Here is a 16,258-nt window from a genome sequence, read left to right as displayed (position 1 = left end):
CAGTGTCCTTAGTGACCTTAGGGTTAGTATTGGACATTGGAGGCGATAAAATTACGCGATTCAAAGCAGTCACAGTGCTCTTTGCACTGATGTTCACTGTGGGTTCAGTGCCCATCAGTGAGGCAGTAAATACTGGAACAGAAAACGCAAAAATAGTAACAAAAACTGAAAATATAAAGGCCGAACCTGTAAAGGTTGACGCCGCATACAAGTACAAGAAGTACAAGAAGTACAAGAAGTACAAGAAGTACAAGAAGTACAAGAAGACCTACAGAAAGAAGGTCAGGGCGACATACCGTACCAGTGTGAAGAAGAGGTACTCAAAGAAGTACTACAAGAAGAAGCGGGTGCGGGCCGCCTACAGAACCAGCACATACCGCTATGATCCTAACATAGGGGACTGCTGGGCCATGAGTGAATATTTATACAGGAAACTCACATCAGCCGGGAAGAAGGTGCGTATAATACAGTACGCCACAAGCATGTCACCACGTCACCGCACTGTACAGGTGTACAGTGGAGGGCGCTGGGTTGACTACAGCTACAGTGGCTACAACAAGATATACCACCCGACCTCAAGGAAGCCCGGCATGTTTGTGGTTAAGTCATCGGCCTGAAAATGGCCACCCTAACCCTAACCTTTTCTTTTTTTTTGAATTCCCATCAGTCAAGCAGGCAACCTTATTGATACCAGGAGTTAATACCAGGAGTTATTATCCTCTGAATATTGTGATCATTTTTATGGACCTGTTATCAGCTGAGGTACCTGAATAATGATGGTTCTGCAGGCCTTGCAGAGGATGCGTAGACAGCTTCAGCCTGATCGTAGCTACTACTTAACGAATTAGATCACATCCAGGGCATCCTCGAGAGCATCCCTTATGCAGTGGGGGTTCCAGCCGACGACCTCGGAACTCACTGCTTCCAGTTCAGGGGGTACATTCTCAAGGCCGTAGGGTCTCACGGTTATTATGGGCTTTGATGATTTACGTGCAAGATCCACAGCACCCAGTATCTCATCCCTCCGGGTGCCCCATAGACCCGCAAGTACTATGACCGCATCGGCATCCTCAGGGGTTGCAGGTCTCCACTCGAGGCCCGACTGTTCGAGCCTCTCCAGAAACACCCTGTAATCCTCAACCTCACCCTCAGTTATGTAGAGCCTGATTTCAGCTGTCACTCTATCACCCTATTAAATAAAATACATCAGTTTGACTGAAGCTACACCATCCTCTTTGATTCAATGAGACGCTTCAGTTTATCAGGGTCATGGCTCCGCCTCCAGAGGGGAGTGGCATCCCCATGGTATACACTGAGATTTTCCTCGAAGGTCCTCTCACCCTCAACTCTGTATATGACACCCAGTGGAAACCTACCCCCACCGTATCCCTCAAGGGATTTCTCAAGGGCCAGCAACCTGTCTGCAGGATCATGATCGGTGTAGTATGTGTGTTCCCGGAACCACTGGAAGGTGTTAACACGGTTGAAGGTCACACAGGGCTGGAATATATCCACGAGGGCATAACCATGATGGCTGATAGCCTCGACCAGTATGTCACGCGTCCTCTCAACATCCCCTGAGAAGGCCCTTGCAACGAAGGTGGCCCCCAGGGCAACCGCCACGGCTAATGGGTTGAATGGTTCCTCAAAGACCCCCTGAACCTGCACAGGAGTCCTGAAGCCGGGCTGACTTGTGGGGGACGCCTGGCCCTTGGTGAGACCGTAGACCATGTTGCCATGAACGATGGTGGTTATGTCCGGGTTCCTCCGGATGTTATGGATGAGGTGGTTTCCGCCCTCACCGTACATGCAGCCGTCACCGCTCACATCGATGACTGTGAGCTGGGGGTTCGTGGCCTTGATGGCCACTGCAGCAGGGAGGGATCTGCCATGAAGTCCATTGAAGTGGTTGCACTTCAGGTACTGGGGGAGCTTCCCTGCCTGGCCTATCCCCGAGACAAGGACAAGCCTCTCAGGGAGTATATCCAGGTCTGCAAGGGCCATCTTGAGGGCCCTCAGGATGGAGAAGTTACCGCATCCTGGACACCATGCAATTTCAACATTCATGTCATAATCCTCTGGCCTCATAGGAGAACCTCCTCGATGAATCCGGCAACCCCCTCAACGCTGAAGGGCATGCCATCGTACCTCCTGAACCTTTCATCGGCCTCAAATCCCTCAAGCTTGAGGAGGTCCGCGAACTGTCCGCGGTAATTGTTCTCAACCACAGCGGTCCTGTCGAATGATTCCAGGAGCTCCAGGGTGTCATGGGGGAGGGGGTAGACCTGGCTGAAGTGCACCATGCTCACATCTGCACCGGATGACTCGATGGCCTCCCGTACCAGCCAGTAGGTGGAACCCCAGCATATCAGTGCAGAGGAGTTATCACCGTACACCTCAGGCTTCAGGGTGTCATCCTTCAGCATCTCAAGGCGCAGGTTCCTCTTCTCAACCATCCTCCTCCTCACATCAAGGTCCTCTGTTATCAGGCCCTCCTCATCGTGCTCATCTGAGTCCACCCGTACCGTCCCGGACCCGTAGCCTGGAATACCCCTGGGTGATATACCATCAGCTGTGAACTCGAATCTCCTGTAACCCTCCCATGTCCGGGTGATATGGTAAGAGGGTTCCTCACCGATCTGGGGTGAGGGTAGGTCGTAGTAGAGGTCTGCCAGGTACTGGTCTGAGAGCAGAAATACAGGTATCTGGTACCTGTCTGCCAGGTTGAAGGCATGGGCCGCGATTTCAGGGGCATCCTCGAGTTTCCCTGGAGCCAGAATTGCCCTTGGGAACTCACCGGGGCCTGCGTAGAGGGCGAGGTTCAGGTCCTCCTGGGCTGTCCTGGTGGGAAGACCAACAGCCGGCCCCGGCCTCTGGCCTATGTATATAACCACAGGTGTTTCTATCATACCTGCAAGGCCAACGGCCTCCTCCATGAGGGCAAATCCGCTACCTGAGGTTGCGACAAGGGACCGTGCACCCGCATAGGAGGCCCCCAGGCACATGTTGATGGCTGCAATCTCATCCTCTGCCTGCTCGAATACCATGTCGAATTCAGCGGCGTTCTCTGATATGAATACCTGGAGTGGAGTTGATGGTGTCATGGGGTATGATGACATGAAGCGGCAGCCCCCGGCGATGCACCCTATGCCAACGGCTTCTGTCCCGTTGAGGACAACGTGTTCCCTCACCGATGGCTGGGGTTCAATGCTGATCTCAAGGTGCTCCCTGAGTTCATCACCCAGTTCATAGCCCTTCCTCCCGGCCCTGAGGTCGGCCTCTACTATGTCAGGGCCCTTGCGTTCGAATAGGGACCGCACGGCTTCATCGAATGTTTCCTCTCTGACACCGAAGAGGTTTGCGGCTGCACCCGCTGCAACGACATTGGCGAATATCCTGCCCCCCAGCTTCTCTGCCTCCCCCATTATCGGGAGGCTGATGGCGCCCTCCTCATGGAACTCCTCATCTGCAATGACCAGTGTATCCTTCACACGGCCATCCATGTGTTCCACTGCACCGGGGCTCAGTGCAAACAGCACATCCACCCTTTCTATGAAGGCCCGGACCGGTGTGGATGATACCCTTATCAGTGTGGAGTTCTCCCCTCCACGCACACGGGACATGTACTCCTTGCAGGAGAATATGTGGTAGCCGGTGGCCTTGAAGGCCTTATGAGGAGGGCCTCGACGGTCTGTATGCCCTGCCCTGCCTCACCGCAGAGGACGATTGAAGCATCATCATTGATCTTCACTGGATCACCTCGTTGAGAGTAGTCTCATGAGGTAGCATCTCCTCCGGGGGTTCTTCTCAAGGTACTGCTGGTGGTACTCCTCGGCCTCATAAAAGGTCCCTGCTGGTTCAATGGCTGTAACTATCCTGTCTCTGAACCTTCCAGACTCCTCAAGTCTCCTTCTTGACTCAATGGCAGCCCTTCGCTGCTCATCGCTGTGGTAGAATATGACCGAGCGGTACTGCTCTCCCACATCCGGGCCCTGCCTGTTGAGGGTCGTCGGGTCATGTATGCTCCAGAACACATCAAGGAGGTCGCTGTAACCCACAACATCAGGGTCAAAGGTTACCTCAACCACCTCTGCGTGTCCTGTAAGACCGGTGCAGACATCCTCATATGTGGGGTTCTCAAGGTGACCCCCCATGTATCCCACACGGGTTGATACAACACCATCAACCTTTCTGAAGGCGTCCTCGACCCCCCAGAAGCATCCGGCCCCGAAGGTCGCCTTCTCATATCTGCTCAAACACATCACCCCTTGAAGGTTTTCATCCTGATTCCCCGCGGCATTTAGCCATGGGTTTTCAGTTTAGGTGCTCATCCTGACACGTTTCCCCTCACCTTGACCTGGTCGCTGGTGAATTTGAAGGGTGAACCTCCACCTCCGCTTATGGAGAATGACATCAGCACGCTACCGGTGGGGTTCCTGCGGTAATCATATGGTCCGCTTATAACCCATGAGTAGCTCTGGTTGCCTATTTTCAGCGTCCACCGGCCCCTCTGCCCTATACCCTTGAGGTCATCTGTTCCGCCTTTGGGGTCTCCGACTCCTCCCTCTATGGTGAAGCTCGTACCTCCACTCATCCTTCCAAGGTTGAAGGTACGGCTTGCACCGGGCTGGAGAAGGAAGAACCTGTTACCTGGATCCCCGGATACTATGTGTCTGCTTCCGCCGCCGGTGGTGTTGTTGGCCTCATAGATGAACTTGCTCTTGGATGGACCGATATTTGTTATGGTGAGTTTAACATCAACGGCCTCGTTCCCTGAAAACCTGAAGTAGGAGCTGTATATGTAGAGAGCTGCAACGGCTATCACTATTATGGCCGCAAAAAGGAGTATGTACTCAGCACCACCCTGTCCCCTTAAATCCTTGATTATCATGTAAGATATATATTGTATGATTATTTATATAAAATTGAGGTGTGACCATGGGACCCGGCGCCGGCACAGAGACTCCAGCAATAGGCATTGATGTTCTGATAACCGTTGCAGCCGTTATAGTGGCCATTGCAGTTATAGTTGTACTGATTGTTTCCATAGGAAGGAAAAGGGGAGCCAGCGAGGATGAAAAGGCTGTGATACCAGAGGTATCCATGAATGAGGATCTAATAGCCCAGCTCAAGGAGGAGTACGGAATCTCCGATGATGAAGAAAATGAAGAGGAGCAGGGATTCTCTGATGAGAAGGATGAGAAATGATCCTTAAAGAGCAGTTAACGGTGAATCAATGAAGGTTGCGGTTCTGGGACTTGGAGCTGAGGGTTTAAAGGCTGTTGAATCCCTCAGGAGGAGGGGACACAGGGTATACGCCAGTGATATAAGGGCGGACATTGATCTGAACCTCGAGGGTGTGGACGTTGACCTGGGCTTCCATGACACCGAAAGGATAGCATCATCGGATGCTGTGGTGCTGAGCCCCTCGATCTTTGGCACGGGGCTCTGGGAGAGCTTCAGTGACAGGCTTCTCTGCAGGGTACTCAGGGGGCACAGGGTCCCTGTCACCGTTGCAGTTACAGGGACCAACGGGAAGACCACGACGGCGTCAATGATAGCACATGTACTGGAGAGTTCAGGCTGGAGGGTCCTTCTCGGTGGAAACGCCGGGGGAGGCTTTGATGGATACACAGAGGTAATCCTGAGGGCAGCTGAGGAGGAATTCGATTACATCGTGGTTGAGGTCTGCGACATGACCCTTGAATTCGCATCTGAGTGCTTCGATATTGATCTGGCCGTCATCACAAACCTCGGCGAGGACCACCTGAACTTCCATGGCTCCATGGAGAACTACAGGGAATCAGTGGCCAGCTTCCTGGAGGGCAGGGCTGTGGTGATCTCTGCAGATGAACCCCACCTGGAGGAACTAACATCAGGGGCCAGCAGTGTCATGGAGTACACCCCCTACAGGGGCGAACTCGTCCTGGAGGGGGAGTTCAACAGGCTCAACGCTGGGGCCGCTGCAGAGGCACTGGAATTCCTCGGGGTACCCTCAGAAGTCATCTCCAGGCACCTCTCAGTATTCAGACCGGTGGCTGGCCGTATAAGGTCCTTCAGTGTAAACGATGCACTGGTAGTTGCAGGTAAAACCGATAACCCCCACGCCATGAGGGCACTGCTCAGGGAATCTAATTTTGATGTCATATTCCTTGGCACACCACGAAGATCAGAGGAGTGGCGCCTGGGGATTCTTGATGAAATCGCAGAGTCTCCACCCGAAATCCTGGTACTCTTCCCGGGCCTCGATGATACAGTTGACATGGCCCTTGAGCACCTTAAGAGCCTCAGGATTCCATCAGAGATCCTGACTGTCCATGACCCGGGGGATATCCCTGAAATGGTGAGGGAGTTCTCCAGGGAGTACAGGAGGATACTTGTGGCTGGTAACGGTCAGGATGTGATAATCCGGGTCCAGGAGGAACTTGAGGGACTTGCATCCTGTCTCTAGATCACCTCTAACACTCCAGGGAGTTCATGGATTACTGAGCCAGATGCCTGACCCGGGATCTGATAGCTATATAGGATGAGAACATATCTTTATAGGTAGAGTGTCTATGGGTGGATACATATCCTCCCGGGTGAGGATCTTTAGGTAGACTGCCTCTGGTAGATATCCCACCGAATGATCCATAGGTACACCCACTACCTCGGTCAGGACGGGTGCCATCAGGTGACTCTTATTCACAGATTAATCAGGAAGGAACGCGTGTTTAATAAAAACGTTTATGGGTGCATTTAATTGATCAGGAACATGAAAGTGCTTGTGATTGGAGCTGGAAACGCAGGTAGACCCGCAGCGAGATTGCTCAACCACCTGAACAACAGGGTACTTGTGAACGACGTCAGGGAACTCCATGAACTACCCCTGAAGGCCCAGAAGAGGATAGCTGAGATGGAGGATGAGGGCGTGATGTTCAGGTTCGGGGGTCACAGCATGGAGGACATACTCTGGGCTGACGCTGTTTTCATATCACCCAACATCCCCCAGGACGCACCGGTACGTAAAATGGTAAGGGAAGCAGGGGACCTGGTCCACATAACAACCTCTGATATAGGGAGGACCCTCAATGAACTCATAGGGCTCCCAATGGTCGGAGTTGCGGGAACCGATGGGAAGACCACGACAACCAACATGATAGACCACATCCTCTCCTCACGTTACAGGACAGTATCATTCTCATCACTCCAGGATTCACTGGTGATAGAGGGCCTCGTGGAACTTGTGGTAAATGGGGATATCGACGACAGGGATCTTGCAGTGTTTGAACTCCCCCACGGGACGATAAGGATGGCTGAGGGCCTTGAACTCTCAGCAGGGGTTGTGACAAACCTCACACCGGATCACATGGACGAATTCAGTAACTACGATGAGTACATTGAGAGGAACTTCTCAATAAAGGACCTCATGGCTCCTGGCGGAGTTCTGGCACTATGTGGTGATGACCCGGTCATATCGAGCCTCCTGGACGACCTTGAAGTAGAAAATGTGGTCTATGGTGTGGGTGAGAGGAGGACCGTTGAATTCATGGGAAGGAGATTCATGCTCAGCCAGTATCCAGGTCAGGGCCTCCGATATAGAGCTGAGGGGACTTGCAGGATCCACCTTCACCCTGAATGTATCAGAGATACAGACAGCCATCTGCAGCACCTGCGGAGCCCTCAACTGCAGGAAACATGATGAGGCCGTCTCTGTGGGGCCCCTGAGGGAGAGGATAAACCTCAGGGTCCCGGGCATATTCAACATTGAAAATGCCCTCGCAGCCATAACCGTCGCACTCATACTCGGATTCGACATGGAGGATATTAAGAGGAGTATCGAGGACTTCAGGGGCATAAGGGGCAGATTTGAGTTCATAGACGAGGTTGACGGTGTCAGGGTATACATGGACGCAGCCCACAACCCCGAGAGCATGGAGAAACTCTTCGAGGGCATGGAGTTCCAGGGCAGACTCATAGTGAGCCTCGACAACCCTGACACCCTCACGGTGAGGGACAAGGAAAGGATAGGGAGGGTGCTGGCTGAGAGGGCCCACACCATCATCGTAAGTGCAAAGAACGAGACAACAGGCGTCACAGACATGGAGGCCGCCGATGAGGTGGCGTGGGGCGCCGGCGAGGAGAGGACCATAAAGACTGAGAGCGTATACGACAGCATAAGGAGGGCCCTTGAGATCGCGGAGCCAGGGGACACCATCCTTCACATAGGCCCCGGGGTTGTCAACACCTACGAAAATGTAAGGTCCGACATAGAGGAGGCCCTGAAATCCGTGGAGGACTGTGTGGTCGTCCTTGGGGGTCTGGGGAACGTCGGAGACCTGATGGCAAGAAACCTCAGGCCCGGGGCCACAGGGTCGTGGTCTCGGAATCTCCGGGAGGACACACCCCTGGCGGATGTGCTGAGGGAGGAGGGCATACACCTCGACCTCGGAGGACATGACCCTGAGATACTCAGGAGGGCGAGGACGGTGGCCATAACACCTGCCCTTGAGAATAACCGGAAGATCCTTGACCTCACAGGTGGCCTTGACGCCGACGTCATAGGTGTTGAGGACGTACTCAACATGTGCCCTGTGGATAAACCGGTGGTGGGTGTTACAGGGACAAACGGGAAAACAACAACCACTGGCATGCTCAAATCCATAATGCGGGTTGCAGGTATGAGGGTCCCGGAGCACCACCTGAACATCCAGGGAAACACTGAACTTGTACCTGCCCTCCAGGCAAGGCTGCCGGGTGACGTCGCCGTCGTTGAGATAGGTACCTTCGGCAGGAGGGGGGAGATAAGAAGCTCCGCGATGCTCTCAGGTGTCTCGGTGGGTGTTATAACAAACATATCAAGGGACCACCTCTCAGCTGGGCGGAGATTCTCTGACTACATTGAATGCAAGGGTGAAATGGTGGAGGTTGCAGAGGACCTTGTCCTGAATGCAGATGACCCCATTGTAGCCTCCCTTGCAGACGGACTCCCCCGTGAGAGGGTTGTGTTCTATGGCATACAGAGCTCTGAATCCGGTGGCGTGGTGCCTGAGGGCAGGGAGTGCCCCAAGTGCGGGAAGCCCCTCAGGTACACCAGGAGAACCATTGGGCACCTCGGCGACTACCAGTGCATCTGCGGGTACCTGAGACCCCAGCCAGATGTCATGGCCATCGAGGCATCCCCCGGGGGCTTCAAGCTCGTAATCGGTCAGGAGATGAGGGAGGTAAGGCTTGCAACCCCCGGGATATTCAATGTCTACAACGCCTTGGCGGCAGCTGCAACCGCATGGACCATGGGACTGGAAATTGATGACATAGTCCGGGGTCTGGAATCATTCAAAGGCGTCCCGGGGAGGTTCCAGGAACTCTCAGAGTCGCCCAGGATAATCCTGGACTACGCCCACAACCCTGCAGGTGTCAGGGCAGTGATGCAGGACCTCAGGGGAAAGGGCAGACTCATAGTGGTCAACACCGTGGCATCTGAGAGCGGGATCGATGGGGACAGGGAGATTGCAGCGATCCTCAAGGATGCGGATGTGGTCATACCAGCATCCTACGCCGCCAGGAGGGCCTCAGACATCCTTGGAGAGAGAGCGGTCCACATAGGGTCCAGCAGGATGAGGGCCGGTGGAGGCACCCTGGGTGCCAGCAGGGAGCAGGTAGCTGAGGCCGTCAGGAAGGCCCTTGAACTTGCAGGACCTGATGACACGGTGCTCATAATAGGAGAGGGGGGATACAGGTATGCTGAGGAGTCTATCAGGTAAACACGTCATCATTTTAATAATTCTGGTTGCAGCTGCAGCGGCTGGCGGCCGGTACCTTGAGGGAACGGTTGAACCCCAGAACCCTGTGGAGATAGCGGCCCTGCCCTGGGCAGTACAGTACTTGAGGGCCAGGACGTCATCGACGAGTCCAGGGTGAGGAGCGTGCCCATCATGCTGCACCCTGACTACATCCTTGACGAATTCAACTACTTCAACCCATCAAACCTCCTCCAGGCCGTGCTGACAGGAGCCGTTCATGTCCCCATATCCGAGATGACAGAGGGTGTGGATGCAAGTGGCAGGTCCGCCGTCAGCGGTCCGGGGTCCCTCAGGGTGCAGGGGGAGAGGCTCGTGGTGGAGGAGCCCCCCACCTTCCTCTGGGCCTACAAGACACCCTACACCTACGGGGTTAAAAGGAAGGATGGTGTGGAGATAGTTGAAAATGGAAAAAGGGTCCGTTTTGTACCGGCAGGGAGCATAAGCAACAGCACAGTCCCCCACCGGTACAGATCCATTGAGAGGATAAAGAGATGGTACAGGAGGGCCGATGAGGGCGACAGGATTGCGCTGGACTACCAGCTCTCAAACTTCAGCGACGGAAGGCTCCCTGTACCTCCAGGGATGATAGAGAAACTCTTTGGCGATACCGTGCTTGAGTACATGGAGAACTACCCCTCTGGTTCACCTGTGATGGTTTACATTGATAACAGCAGGAGGTCCCTTGTATCCAGTGCAGTGAGTTACCTTGGATTCTACCCCCAGTACGATGATAACAGGAGGGCCTTCAATGCGAGGGCCTTCGCCTCAGCATGGAACGGGACCATAATCCCGCCTGGCAGTGAGGCCTCGGGTAAGGAGACCGTGAGATTCACAGCATCAAGGGACCCTGAAGCCCCCGGGGGTTATGCATCCCATGGTTCATGCCCACCTGCAAGGGCCCTGAGGGCCATCGTGACCTCGGCTGGCATGCCCCTCCCGCGGGGTATGACCTGGGAGTTCCATGCGGTCCTCTTTGGCTTCAACCCGGCAACAGGTATAAAGGTCCGGAACACAGGGAAATACCCGGTACTCATAGAGATGTGGACAACGGGTTCAGGTGCCAATACAAGGATATACGCCAGGTTATACAGGCTTGAACCGGCATAGGTGGGTAATATGATCTCAGCTGTTGTTGCTGCAGCCGGCAGGGGAAGCAGGATGATGCGGGATATGGCTGAACTTGGCCTCGAACCGGTCCACAAACTCCTGCTCCCCCTCAATGGGGTGACCGTCATAGAGGCCACAGTTAAGGCTGTCCTCTCGGCGGGGGTTGATGAGTGCATAGTCGTGACCGGCCACAGGGCAGGGGAGGTTGAGGAGGCCCTCTCAGGCATGGATGTCCGTGTGGTGAGAAACGACCCCGTGGATGTTCCCCTGTCAGCGTCACTACTGAGGGGTGTGAGGGCCGCAGGGGGGGACATAATCCTCTGTGCCGCAGGGGACCAGCCTGCGGTATCACCTGCAACCCTCAGGAGGATAGCTGAACATGCTGATGGGTCCACGGTTTCAATCCTTGCGAGGGGTGAGAGTGGCTGGCTTGATAATGCCCGGGGGATCGGCATGCCCCTTGCAGCAGGTGCCGATCTCCTCAGGGATTACCTGCCCCTTGGGGATGGCAACATAAACCCCCTCCTCTGGATGATGCTGGAGGACGGTGTGAGGCTCTATGGTGTGGAGGCCTCTCGCCCCATTGAGCTTGTGAACATAAACCATTACAGTGACTACCTGAGGATAAGAGACCATTTTCTCAGGACCAATGCTGATGGAAATTAGGGTTATCCTTCACCAGAACAGCGGTATTATGGAAAAACTGGAGTTATTCTTCATTCCCCAGAAAAAATAGAAAGGTGGAGACCTAGAATTTCTTTTCCTCGGTCTCCTCTTCAAGTAGATCCAGACGGTCCTCAACCTCCTCGAGGAGTTTACCGACGTTCCTGAGGATCTCAAGGGTGTCGTAGATCCAGTTGATCACAAGTTCCTGGTCTGCCTCACCCTCATACTTCTTTATCTTCTCCTCAAGGTCGGCAACATCCTCAAGGATCCTGAAGGTCTTCGTCTCAACCACTTTATCACCCCCATGATGGTCTAGCTTATGGCCTCAAGGGCGTTAAGGACACATCCTATGTTTTCACCGTTAAGACCGACAATGAGTTCATCGTCCCGCACACCCGCGTACTGCCTTGATCCGCTGCATCCCATGGTTATGTTGGGTCTCTTCCTCATGTATGGCCCTGCAACGGCATCTGCACAGAGGGACTGAATGCCTGAGAAGTCTGCCTCCACACGGCCACCGAGGGTGTATACGAGGGCCTGTGAGATCTTCATGGCCTGGGCAGGGTTGCAGATTATCACTATGACGTCAGGGTCGAATGTGGCCTTCTCGAGGGGAGCGTAGACTGCTGCATAGAACCTGAGGTCAACGGATGGTATCCTATCGAAGGTCCTCTTGGCTGATGCAAAGCTTGCAAAACGTCCAAGGTCATAGTAGAACTCTCCTGTTTTGACCTTCTCAGGGGCCTCATCGATTCCGAGGGCATCGGCACCTCCCTTGCATGCCTGGGCCTCTGCGGTGGCATAGAATACCTCACCAGCTGCAGCCATCTGGACCATTTCACAGTGCCTTGCTGGTTTTCCTATCTTTTCAACACCCTCAGGGAGGTCATCCTCCCTCAGAACGAGTTTAATTGCCACCGGGGATTTTTCAAGCCCCAGGAGGTCCTTCAGTTTTCCTGAGATCTCATCGTATCCATTAACACCGCACACATCAACCATTGGATCACCTCAATCAATTATCTTCACGGGTTTACCGTACTGGCGCTTCTCTAGATGGCCACAGTCACGGCACCTGTAGATCACCAGGATGAAGTCCCCCTCTTCAGGGTAGGTCTCATCGACCTCATCTGCGATGCCGCCGCAGACACTGCACCTCACCCTGTCTGGCTGGTCCATTCTGTAGTGTATCATCGACTATAATATTTCATCCACCACGTATATTAATCTGGCGGTGGTTTTCTCAAGGGACCTTCGCTGGTGACTTCCTGATTGATCCGGTGGTGGCTGTTCTCTCAGTTGAACATGGACACGTCAAGTGAGTCGAGTGTCATCAGGAATTCCCTGGCATTTTCAAGTGTCCTGGATTGGTCCTGGTACATGAAGTTTTCATAGAGGATTGCAGGTGTCCCGTTCCTTATAAGGGGTTCTGTCACATAGGCCGGGCTTGTCTGCGACTCCGGGAAGTGGTAGGATAGCCAGCTGATCCTCGATGAGAGTTCCAGGGCTATCCTTCTGCTCCTATCCTCAGGAAGTGGTGTGAATACGAACCTCCTCATGGCGTAGTTGCCCCTGTTGGAGTGCACATCAACGGCAAGGTCGTAGTCTCCGGCCGAGATGTCAGGGACCACGTACCTTCTTGCGAGTATCTGGCCAGCCATCCTCCCCTTCTCATAGTCTGATGGGGCCCGGGTTACATTCACATGGTAGATGACGTACATGTACCTGAGGCTGTCTGAGTTCTCCTCCACAGCCTGTATCATGGCACTGTGGGCCTTCGCCTCCAGGGGGTGGACGCCGGTTATTATGGCTATCCTGATGGATGAATCATGGTTACCATAGGGTCCCAGCCTTTCAACGGTTCCAAGTTCATCCGAGCCGATGACATCATCTGGAGACTCATGGATGCCCTGAGAGGGCGCAAAGGGGTCCATAAGGTAGTATGTTGCAGTAATCAGGGTTAAGACAAGTAGCGTTAAGATCAGTTTCCTTCTCAAGTTATCGCATCCCTCTGTGATTCTGTGGGGTTCACAGTTATTCTCTCTGGTTCTGCTGACGCACCTATTCAGATACTCTCTGATCTGTCAGTAACAGGATTTATGGGTATCCCTGTTAAAAAAATAAGGGAATGGTTCTTCAGACGCTTATGATTTCAGGGAGCATTCCTGTCCTCATGTATTCAAGGAGGACCTCCCTGAAGATCTTCTCTGCAAGCTCTGGCGTTATATCAGGTGAGCCCTTCACGTAGATCCCCACATGGTTGGGGCTTCTGCCATGGGATTCCATCCATGTGTAGGTGCGCTCTGCCATGTCAAGGTACTCGCTCTCTGTGAGGGTGGCGGTGTCAAGGTAGCCGTAGGGGTCCTCAGGTCCCCCGTAATCCCTGACGTGTATCATGCCAGTGTCATTGAATCCTATCATTACCACGGCCCTTGAGAAGATGTAGAGGCGCTGTGGTCCGGTGAAGTTGAAGCCCCTGTAGTTCACGGTTCCATTGCGAGGGTCCATCTCTGCAAGCTCCAGGGCTGCCTGGAGGTTGAGGTAGTATCCATCATCTGTTTTTTTGATGATAGCCTCTTCACCGGCACCTGAAGTGCTGCAGGTGTCCATGAGCTGCAGTGCCACCGCCGCCCCGGCGAGGATAACCATGACAGCCACAATTACCAGGATGGTCCTATCAGACACCTCAATCAACCCTGAAACTGTATATTATGGTATCTATGTCATCCTGTATAAGTGACAGGTCATCGGTTGTAAAGAGGATATCATAGGCATAGTCCCCTTCAATGAATACCACGTACTCCTGTTCACCTTCATCACCCTCATAGTAGTATGAGGATCCTATGATGTAGGCGCTGTTACCGTCCACAGTGGTCTTCTTAACATAGGTTACATCATCCCCATTTTCATAGATGGCTCCAAGACACGTATCGCGCTCGGTCTCAAGGTCCACGGTGGCTGGCCTCTTATATACGGAAAGAATTGAAACCATGCCCTGCTCATATGACTTGAGGGAAACAACGTTATCATCACTACTCTCATCCGGTATGTAGATTTCCCATGTGTCTGGATAGCTGAACGAGATTCCGCTTCCCCAAATGTTTTTGTGCTGGATGCGCCTGAAACGTCAGCTGCATCGTTATCATAGACTGTTGCATCATCATAATTAACATCGCTGTAACCGGACGGCTCTGTAAATGCACCTAACAGTAGAATCAGGACCAGAATGGCAAAGGGTGTGATGATAAGAAACTTTGAGGATCTGTTCTGCCTTTTCCACCATCCTTTAATCCCGTCTTCATGGGGAAGCTCTGATCCACATTTTGAACAGAATGCTGCACCATCCCTGTTTTCTGATCCACATTCCGAGCAAGTTTTCAACACGATACCTCCATATAAAAAAATTGGTGGAGCCCTACCTTATGAGGGCAAGGACTCCTGCGATACCAATGAAAACTGTACCTGGAATCGCAAAGGCAGATATGCTTATGAGGAGCCATACTGCACTTATTATGAGTACAGCACCACCCCTGCGGGGGTTATTCCTCACATACACAGATCCTATGATACCCAGAATTGAGGCCAGAATTGCACTCATACCCAGGTACAGGAGTTCGGGTCCAAATACCGAGAAAACAATGGCAAAAAGTCCTCCCAGTAAACCGAAAATCCCGCCTATCACTCCAAGGACAAGTTCAAGTGTCCTTGATGTTTCTGGAGCGTCCGCCATACCCGTTCACCTCCCTTAAACATTCACTGTTGTCCTGTAGATGGCTGAGCTATCATCCGCTGCCAGTGAGTCAAAGATCATAACTTCAACCTTGGAGGGGGTCCCTGTGTCAATATAGTCAACTGCACTGAACTTAACTGTCTGCCCTGCCTTGGCATTGTTTATGTTCCATGCCAGAGGGTCATCATAGAGAAGGTTCCCCTCTGAGTCGTACCACTTCAGGTGCATTTCAAGGTAGGAGAAGTCAATGCTGGGAGTGATCTTTCCCTTCACAGAGTAGCTTCCATACCCCTCTGAGACAACCTGAAGGTCCTCAACCACGATATCTGATTCAGTTCCTGTGGACCCAGAACTCTCATCTACGGATTCTACTCCGGTCTGAGAATTATCCGGGGCCATCATTCCAACTATCGCAACTACCAGTATCATACCAAGGCACAGTGCCCCTATGAGGAACGCCGGCCTTGGTGGCTGAACTCTGTTCCTTCCACCAGCTCATTTAAAATACCTCCTCTTTTTGATCCATTGAGTATCAGATGTGGAGTATGAGATGTTTGAGGACCTTTGTGAGCACTGCCAGTCCAATACCTGCTGGCAGGCCAGTTGAGAATCTCAGAACATTGTTGCTTTCCCTGTAACCCATCAGCTGGGTGAATCCGTCAATGAATGTGGGGATCACAAGAAGCAATGCCAGAAGCACAGTGGCTGCTGTGTACTTCACAGGTATGAGGAATGCATACAGGAAATAGGTGAAGGCCCCCAGGTATATGCCGGTACACCTTGAACAAACAGGGAAGTAGTGCCCCCTGAATGAGAATGTTCGCTCCGGTTTTCTGTGACATATGTACCTGAACCTCATACACACCACTACAATGTATCAATGGATCTAAAATATGATAGGCATCTCATTATATTTAAATATTAACATTTTTTATTGACATAATCAAATACTACCCACATCGATAAGAAATTTTTT

At 52.8% G+C, this 16,258-nt stretch carries 23 protein-coding genes and 1 pseudogene; 8 read left to right on the top strand and 16 right to left on the bottom strand.

Features of this window, described 5'->3' with window-relative positions; genetic code table 11:
• Positions 1 to 29 precede the first annotated feature (29 nt).
• Complete coding sequence (locus MTH_RS02505) at positions 30 to 617, top strand: hypothetical protein (RefSeq protein ID WP_238374233.1); 588 nt, start codon at positions 30 to 32, stop codon at positions 615 to 617.
• Between the two features lie 227 nt (positions 618 to 844).
• On the opposite strand, the gene MTH_RS02500 is transcribed toward MTH_RS02505, so the two are convergent.
• The 6 genes from MTH_RS02500 to MTH_RS10220 form a co-directional block, all read right to left on the bottom strand.
• Positions 845 to 1,180 carry a hypothetical protein gene (locus MTH_RS02500; protein WP_010876177.1) on the bottom strand — a complete coding sequence of 112 codons (336 nt, stop codon included), beginning with the start codon at positions 1,178 to 1,180 and terminating at the stop codon, positions 845 to 847.
• A gap of 41 nt (positions 1,181 to 1,221) precedes the next feature.
• Positions 1,222 to 2,088, bottom strand: coding sequence for a thiamine pyrophosphate-dependent enzyme (locus MTH_RS02495; RefSeq protein ID WP_010876176.1), 867 nt, complete (start codon positions 2,086 to 2,088; stop codon positions 1,222 to 1,224).
• Positions 2,085 to 3,623 (bottom strand): 2-oxoacid:acceptor oxidoreductase subunit alpha, encoded by a 1,539-nt coding sequence (locus MTH_RS02490; RefSeq protein ID WP_010876175.1) that lies wholly within the window; start codon positions 3,621 to 3,623, stop codon positions 2,085 to 2,087. Before MTH_RS02490 ends, MTH_RS02495 begins: the two co-directional genes overlap by 4 nt.
• Positions 3,587 to 3,751, bottom strand: coding sequence for a hypothetical protein (locus MTH_RS10000; RefSeq protein ID WP_238374232.1), 165 nt, complete (start codon positions 3,749 to 3,751; stop codon positions 3,587 to 3,589). Before MTH_RS10000 ends, MTH_RS02490 begins: the two co-directional genes overlap by 37 nt.
• 4 nt (positions 3,752 to 3,755) lie before the next feature.
• Positions 3,756 to 4,262, bottom strand: coding sequence for a peptide-methionine (S)-S-oxide reductase MsrA (gene msrA, locus MTH_RS02485; RefSeq protein ID WP_048060839.1), 507 nt, complete (start codon positions 4,260 to 4,262; stop codon positions 3,756 to 3,758).
• Between the two features lie 65 nt (positions 4,263 to 4,327).
• Complete coding sequence (locus MTH_RS10220; RefSeq protein WP_010876173.1) at positions 4,328 to 4,891, bottom strand: class III signal peptide-containing protein; 564 nt, start codon at positions 4,889 to 4,891, stop codon at positions 4,328 to 4,330.
• A gap of 47 nt (positions 4,892 to 4,938) precedes the next feature.
• Here MTH_RS10220 and MTH_RS02475 point away from each other — a divergent pair, with 47 nt between their 5' ends.
• From MTH_RS02475 to MTH_RS02450, 7 genes are all read left to right on the top strand, one after another.
• A complete protein-coding gene (locus MTH_RS02475; RefSeq protein ID WP_048060838.1) occupies positions 4,939 to 5,208 on the top strand; it encodes a hypothetical protein in 270 nt (89 codons plus the stop codon).
• Between the two features lie 28 nt (positions 5,209 to 5,236).
• Positions 5,237 to 6,451 (top strand): Mur ligase family protein, encoded by a 1,215-nt coding sequence (locus tag MTH_RS02470; RefSeq protein ID WP_010876171.1) that lies wholly within the window; start codon positions 5,237 to 5,239, stop codon positions 6,449 to 6,451.
• Between the two features lie 303 nt (positions 6,452 to 6,754).
• Positions 6,755 to 7,681 (top strand): Mur ligase family protein, encoded by a 927-nt coding sequence (locus MTH_RS09990; RefSeq protein ID WP_143485745.1) that lies wholly within the window; start codon positions 6,755 to 6,757, stop codon positions 7,679 to 7,681.
• Positions 7,682 to 7,694: 13 nt separating this feature from the next.
• Positions 7,695 to 9,743, top strand: coding sequence for a glutamate ligase domain-containing protein (locus tag MTH_RS02460; protein ID WP_010876169.1), 2,049 nt, complete (start codon positions 7,695 to 7,697; stop codon positions 9,741 to 9,743).
• On the top strand, positions 9,721 to 9,900 hold the full coding sequence (locus tag MTH_RS09340) for a hypothetical protein (protein ID WP_052261158.1): 180 nt from the start codon (positions 9,721 to 9,723) through the stop codon (positions 9,898 to 9,900). Before MTH_RS02460 ends, MTH_RS09340 begins: the two co-directional genes overlap by 23 nt.
• A gap of 14 nt (positions 9,901 to 9,914) precedes the next feature.
• Entirely contained in the window at positions 9,915 to 10,889 is a 975-nt protein-coding gene (locus MTH_RS02455; protein ID WP_394295917.1) for a hypothetical protein, read from the top strand.
• A 9-nt stretch (positions 10,890 to 10,898) separates the two neighbouring features.
• Positions 10,899 to 11,555, top strand: coding sequence for a nucleotidyltransferase family protein (locus tag MTH_RS02450; protein WP_048060837.1), 657 nt, complete (start codon positions 10,899 to 10,901; stop codon positions 11,553 to 11,555).
• An 82-nt stretch (positions 11,556 to 11,637) separates the two neighbouring features.
• Here MTH_RS02450 and MTH_RS02445 read toward each other — a convergent pair whose 3' ends face one another.
• The 10 genes and pseudogenes from MTH_RS02445 to MTH_RS02405 all read right to left on the bottom strand — a co-directional run bounded on the left by MTH_RS02445 (position 11,638) and on the right by MTH_RS02405 (position 16,141).
• Positions 11,638 to 11,847: a hypothetical protein gene (locus tag MTH_RS02445; protein ID WP_010876166.1), complete on the bottom strand. Its 210-nt coding sequence runs from the start codon at positions 11,845 to 11,847 to the stop codon at positions 11,638 to 11,640.
• A 20-nt stretch (positions 11,848 to 11,867) separates the two neighbouring features.
• Positions 11,868 to 12,554 (bottom strand): DUF169 domain-containing protein, encoded by a 687-nt coding sequence (locus MTH_RS02440; protein WP_010876165.1) that lies wholly within the window; start codon positions 12,552 to 12,554, stop codon positions 11,868 to 11,870.
• A gap of 9 nt (positions 12,555 to 12,563) precedes the next feature.
• A complete protein-coding gene (locus MTH_RS02435; protein WP_010876164.1) occupies positions 12,564 to 12,746 on the bottom strand; it encodes a hypothetical protein in 183 nt (60 codons plus the stop codon).
• A gap of 101 nt (positions 12,747 to 12,847) precedes the next feature.
• A complete protein-coding gene (locus tag MTH_RS02430) occupies positions 12,848 to 13,549 on the bottom strand; it encodes a hypothetical protein (protein ID WP_010876163.1) in 702 nt (233 codons plus the stop codon).
• Between the two features lie 139 nt (positions 13,550 to 13,688).
• On the bottom strand, positions 13,689 to 14,237 hold the full coding sequence (locus tag MTH_RS02425) for a pseudomurein-binding repeat-containing protein (RefSeq protein WP_238374231.1): 549 nt from the start codon (positions 14,235 to 14,237) through the stop codon (positions 13,689 to 13,691).
• A 1-nt stretch (position 14,238) separates the two neighbouring features.
• On the bottom strand, positions 14,239 to 14,601 hold the full coding sequence (locus tag MTH_RS09780; protein WP_333473079.1) for a hypothetical protein: 363 nt from the start codon (positions 14,599 to 14,601) through the stop codon (positions 14,239 to 14,241).
• Positions 14,602 to 14,864: 263 nt separating this feature from the next.
• A pseudogene (locus tag MTH_RS10260) lies at positions 14,865 to 14,936 on the bottom strand (zinc-ribbon domain-containing protein); the annotation flags it as partial.
• Positions 14,937 to 14,967: 31 nt separating this feature from the next.
• The gene (locus MTH_RS02415) at positions 14,968 to 15,282 is read right to left on the bottom strand and encodes a DUF4064 domain-containing protein (protein WP_010876159.1); all 315 of its coding nucleotides are present in this window, start codon (positions 15,280 to 15,282) and stop codon (positions 14,968 to 14,970) included.
• A gap of 15 nt (positions 15,283 to 15,297) precedes the next feature.
• Positions 15,298 to 15,711, bottom strand: coding sequence for a hypothetical protein (locus MTH_RS02410; RefSeq protein WP_010876158.1), 414 nt, complete (start codon positions 15,709 to 15,711; stop codon positions 15,298 to 15,300).
• Between the two features lie 103 nt (positions 15,712 to 15,814).
• Complete coding sequence (locus MTH_RS02405) at positions 15,815 to 16,141, bottom strand: DUF2085 domain-containing protein (RefSeq protein ID WP_048060835.1); 327 nt, start codon at positions 16,139 to 16,141, stop codon at positions 15,815 to 15,817.
• Positions 16,142 to 16,258: the final 117 nt, after the last annotated feature.

Source organism: Methanothermobacter thermautotrophicus str. Delta H (assembly GCF_000008645.1).
Taxonomy (GTDB): Archaea; Methanobacteriota; Methanobacteria; order Methanobacteriales; family Methanothermobacteraceae; genus Methanothermobacter; species Methanothermobacter thermautotrophicus.
The sequence above is the reverse complement of the archived record's forward strand: the minus strand, read 5'-3'. Positions and strand labels throughout refer to the sequence as shown.

What these genes read in the sequence shown, in the direction of transcription:
- MTH_RS02470 (WP_010876171.1), top strand. Translation starts at nt 5,237, where the DNA reads ATGAAGGTTGCGGTTCTGGGACTTGGAGCTGAGGGTTTAAAGGCTGTT.
- MTH_RS02410 (WP_010876158.1), bottom strand. Translation starts at nt 15,711, where the DNA reads ATGATACTGGTAGTTGCGATAGTTGGAATGATGGCCCCGGATAATTCT.
- MTH_RS02495 (WP_010876176.1), bottom strand. Translation starts at nt 2,088, where the DNA reads ATGAGGCCAGAGGATTATGACATGAATGTTGAAATTGCATGGTGTCCA.
- msrA (WP_048060839.1), bottom strand. Translation starts at nt 4,262, where the DNA reads ATGTGTTTGAGCAGATATGAGAAGGCGACCTTCGGGGCCGGATGCTTC.
- MTH_RS02490 (WP_010876175.1), bottom strand. Translation starts at nt 3,623, where the DNA reads ATGTCCCGTGTGCGTGGAGGGGAGAACTCCACACTGATAAGGGTATCA.
- MTH_RS02450 (WP_048060837.1), top strand. Translation starts at nt 10,899, where the DNA reads ATGATCTCAGCTGTTGTTGCTGCAGCCGGCAGGGGAAGCAGGATGATG.
- MTH_RS09990 (WP_143485745.1), top strand. Translation starts at nt 6,755, where the DNA reads ATGAAAGTGCTTGTGATTGGAGCTGGAAACGCAGGTAGACCCGCAGCG.
- MTH_RS10220 (WP_010876173.1), bottom strand. Translation starts at nt 4,891, where the DNA reads ATGATAATCAAGGATTTAAGGGGACAGGGTGGTGCTGAGTACATACTC.
- MTH_RS02440 (WP_010876165.1), bottom strand. Translation starts at nt 12,554, where the DNA reads ATGGTTGATGTGTGCGGTGTTAATGGATACGATGAGATCTCAGGAAAA.
- MTH_RS02415 (WP_010876159.1), bottom strand. Translation starts at nt 15,282, where the DNA reads ATGGCGGACGCTCCAGAAACATCAAGGACACTTGAACTTGTCCTTGGA.
- MTH_RS02435 (WP_010876164.1), bottom strand. Translation starts at nt 12,746, where the DNA reads ATGATACACTACAGAATGGACCAGCCAGACAGGGTGAGGTGCAGTGTC.
- MTH_RS09340 (WP_052261158.1), top strand. Translation starts at nt 9,721, where the DNA reads ATGCTGAGGAGTCTATCAGGTAAACACGTCATCATTTTAATAATTCTG.
- MTH_RS02475 (WP_048060838.1), top strand. Translation starts at nt 4,939, where the DNA reads ATGGGACCCGGCGCCGGCACAGAGACTCCAGCAATAGGCATTGATGTT.
- MTH_RS02455 (WP_394295917.1), top strand. Translation starts at nt 9,915, where the DNA reads ATGCTGCACCCTGACTACATCCTTGACGAATTCAACTACTTCAACCCA.
- MTH_RS02405 (WP_048060835.1), bottom strand. Translation starts at nt 16,141, where the DNA reads ATGAGGTTCAGGTACATATGTCACAGAAAACCGGAGCGAACATTCTCA.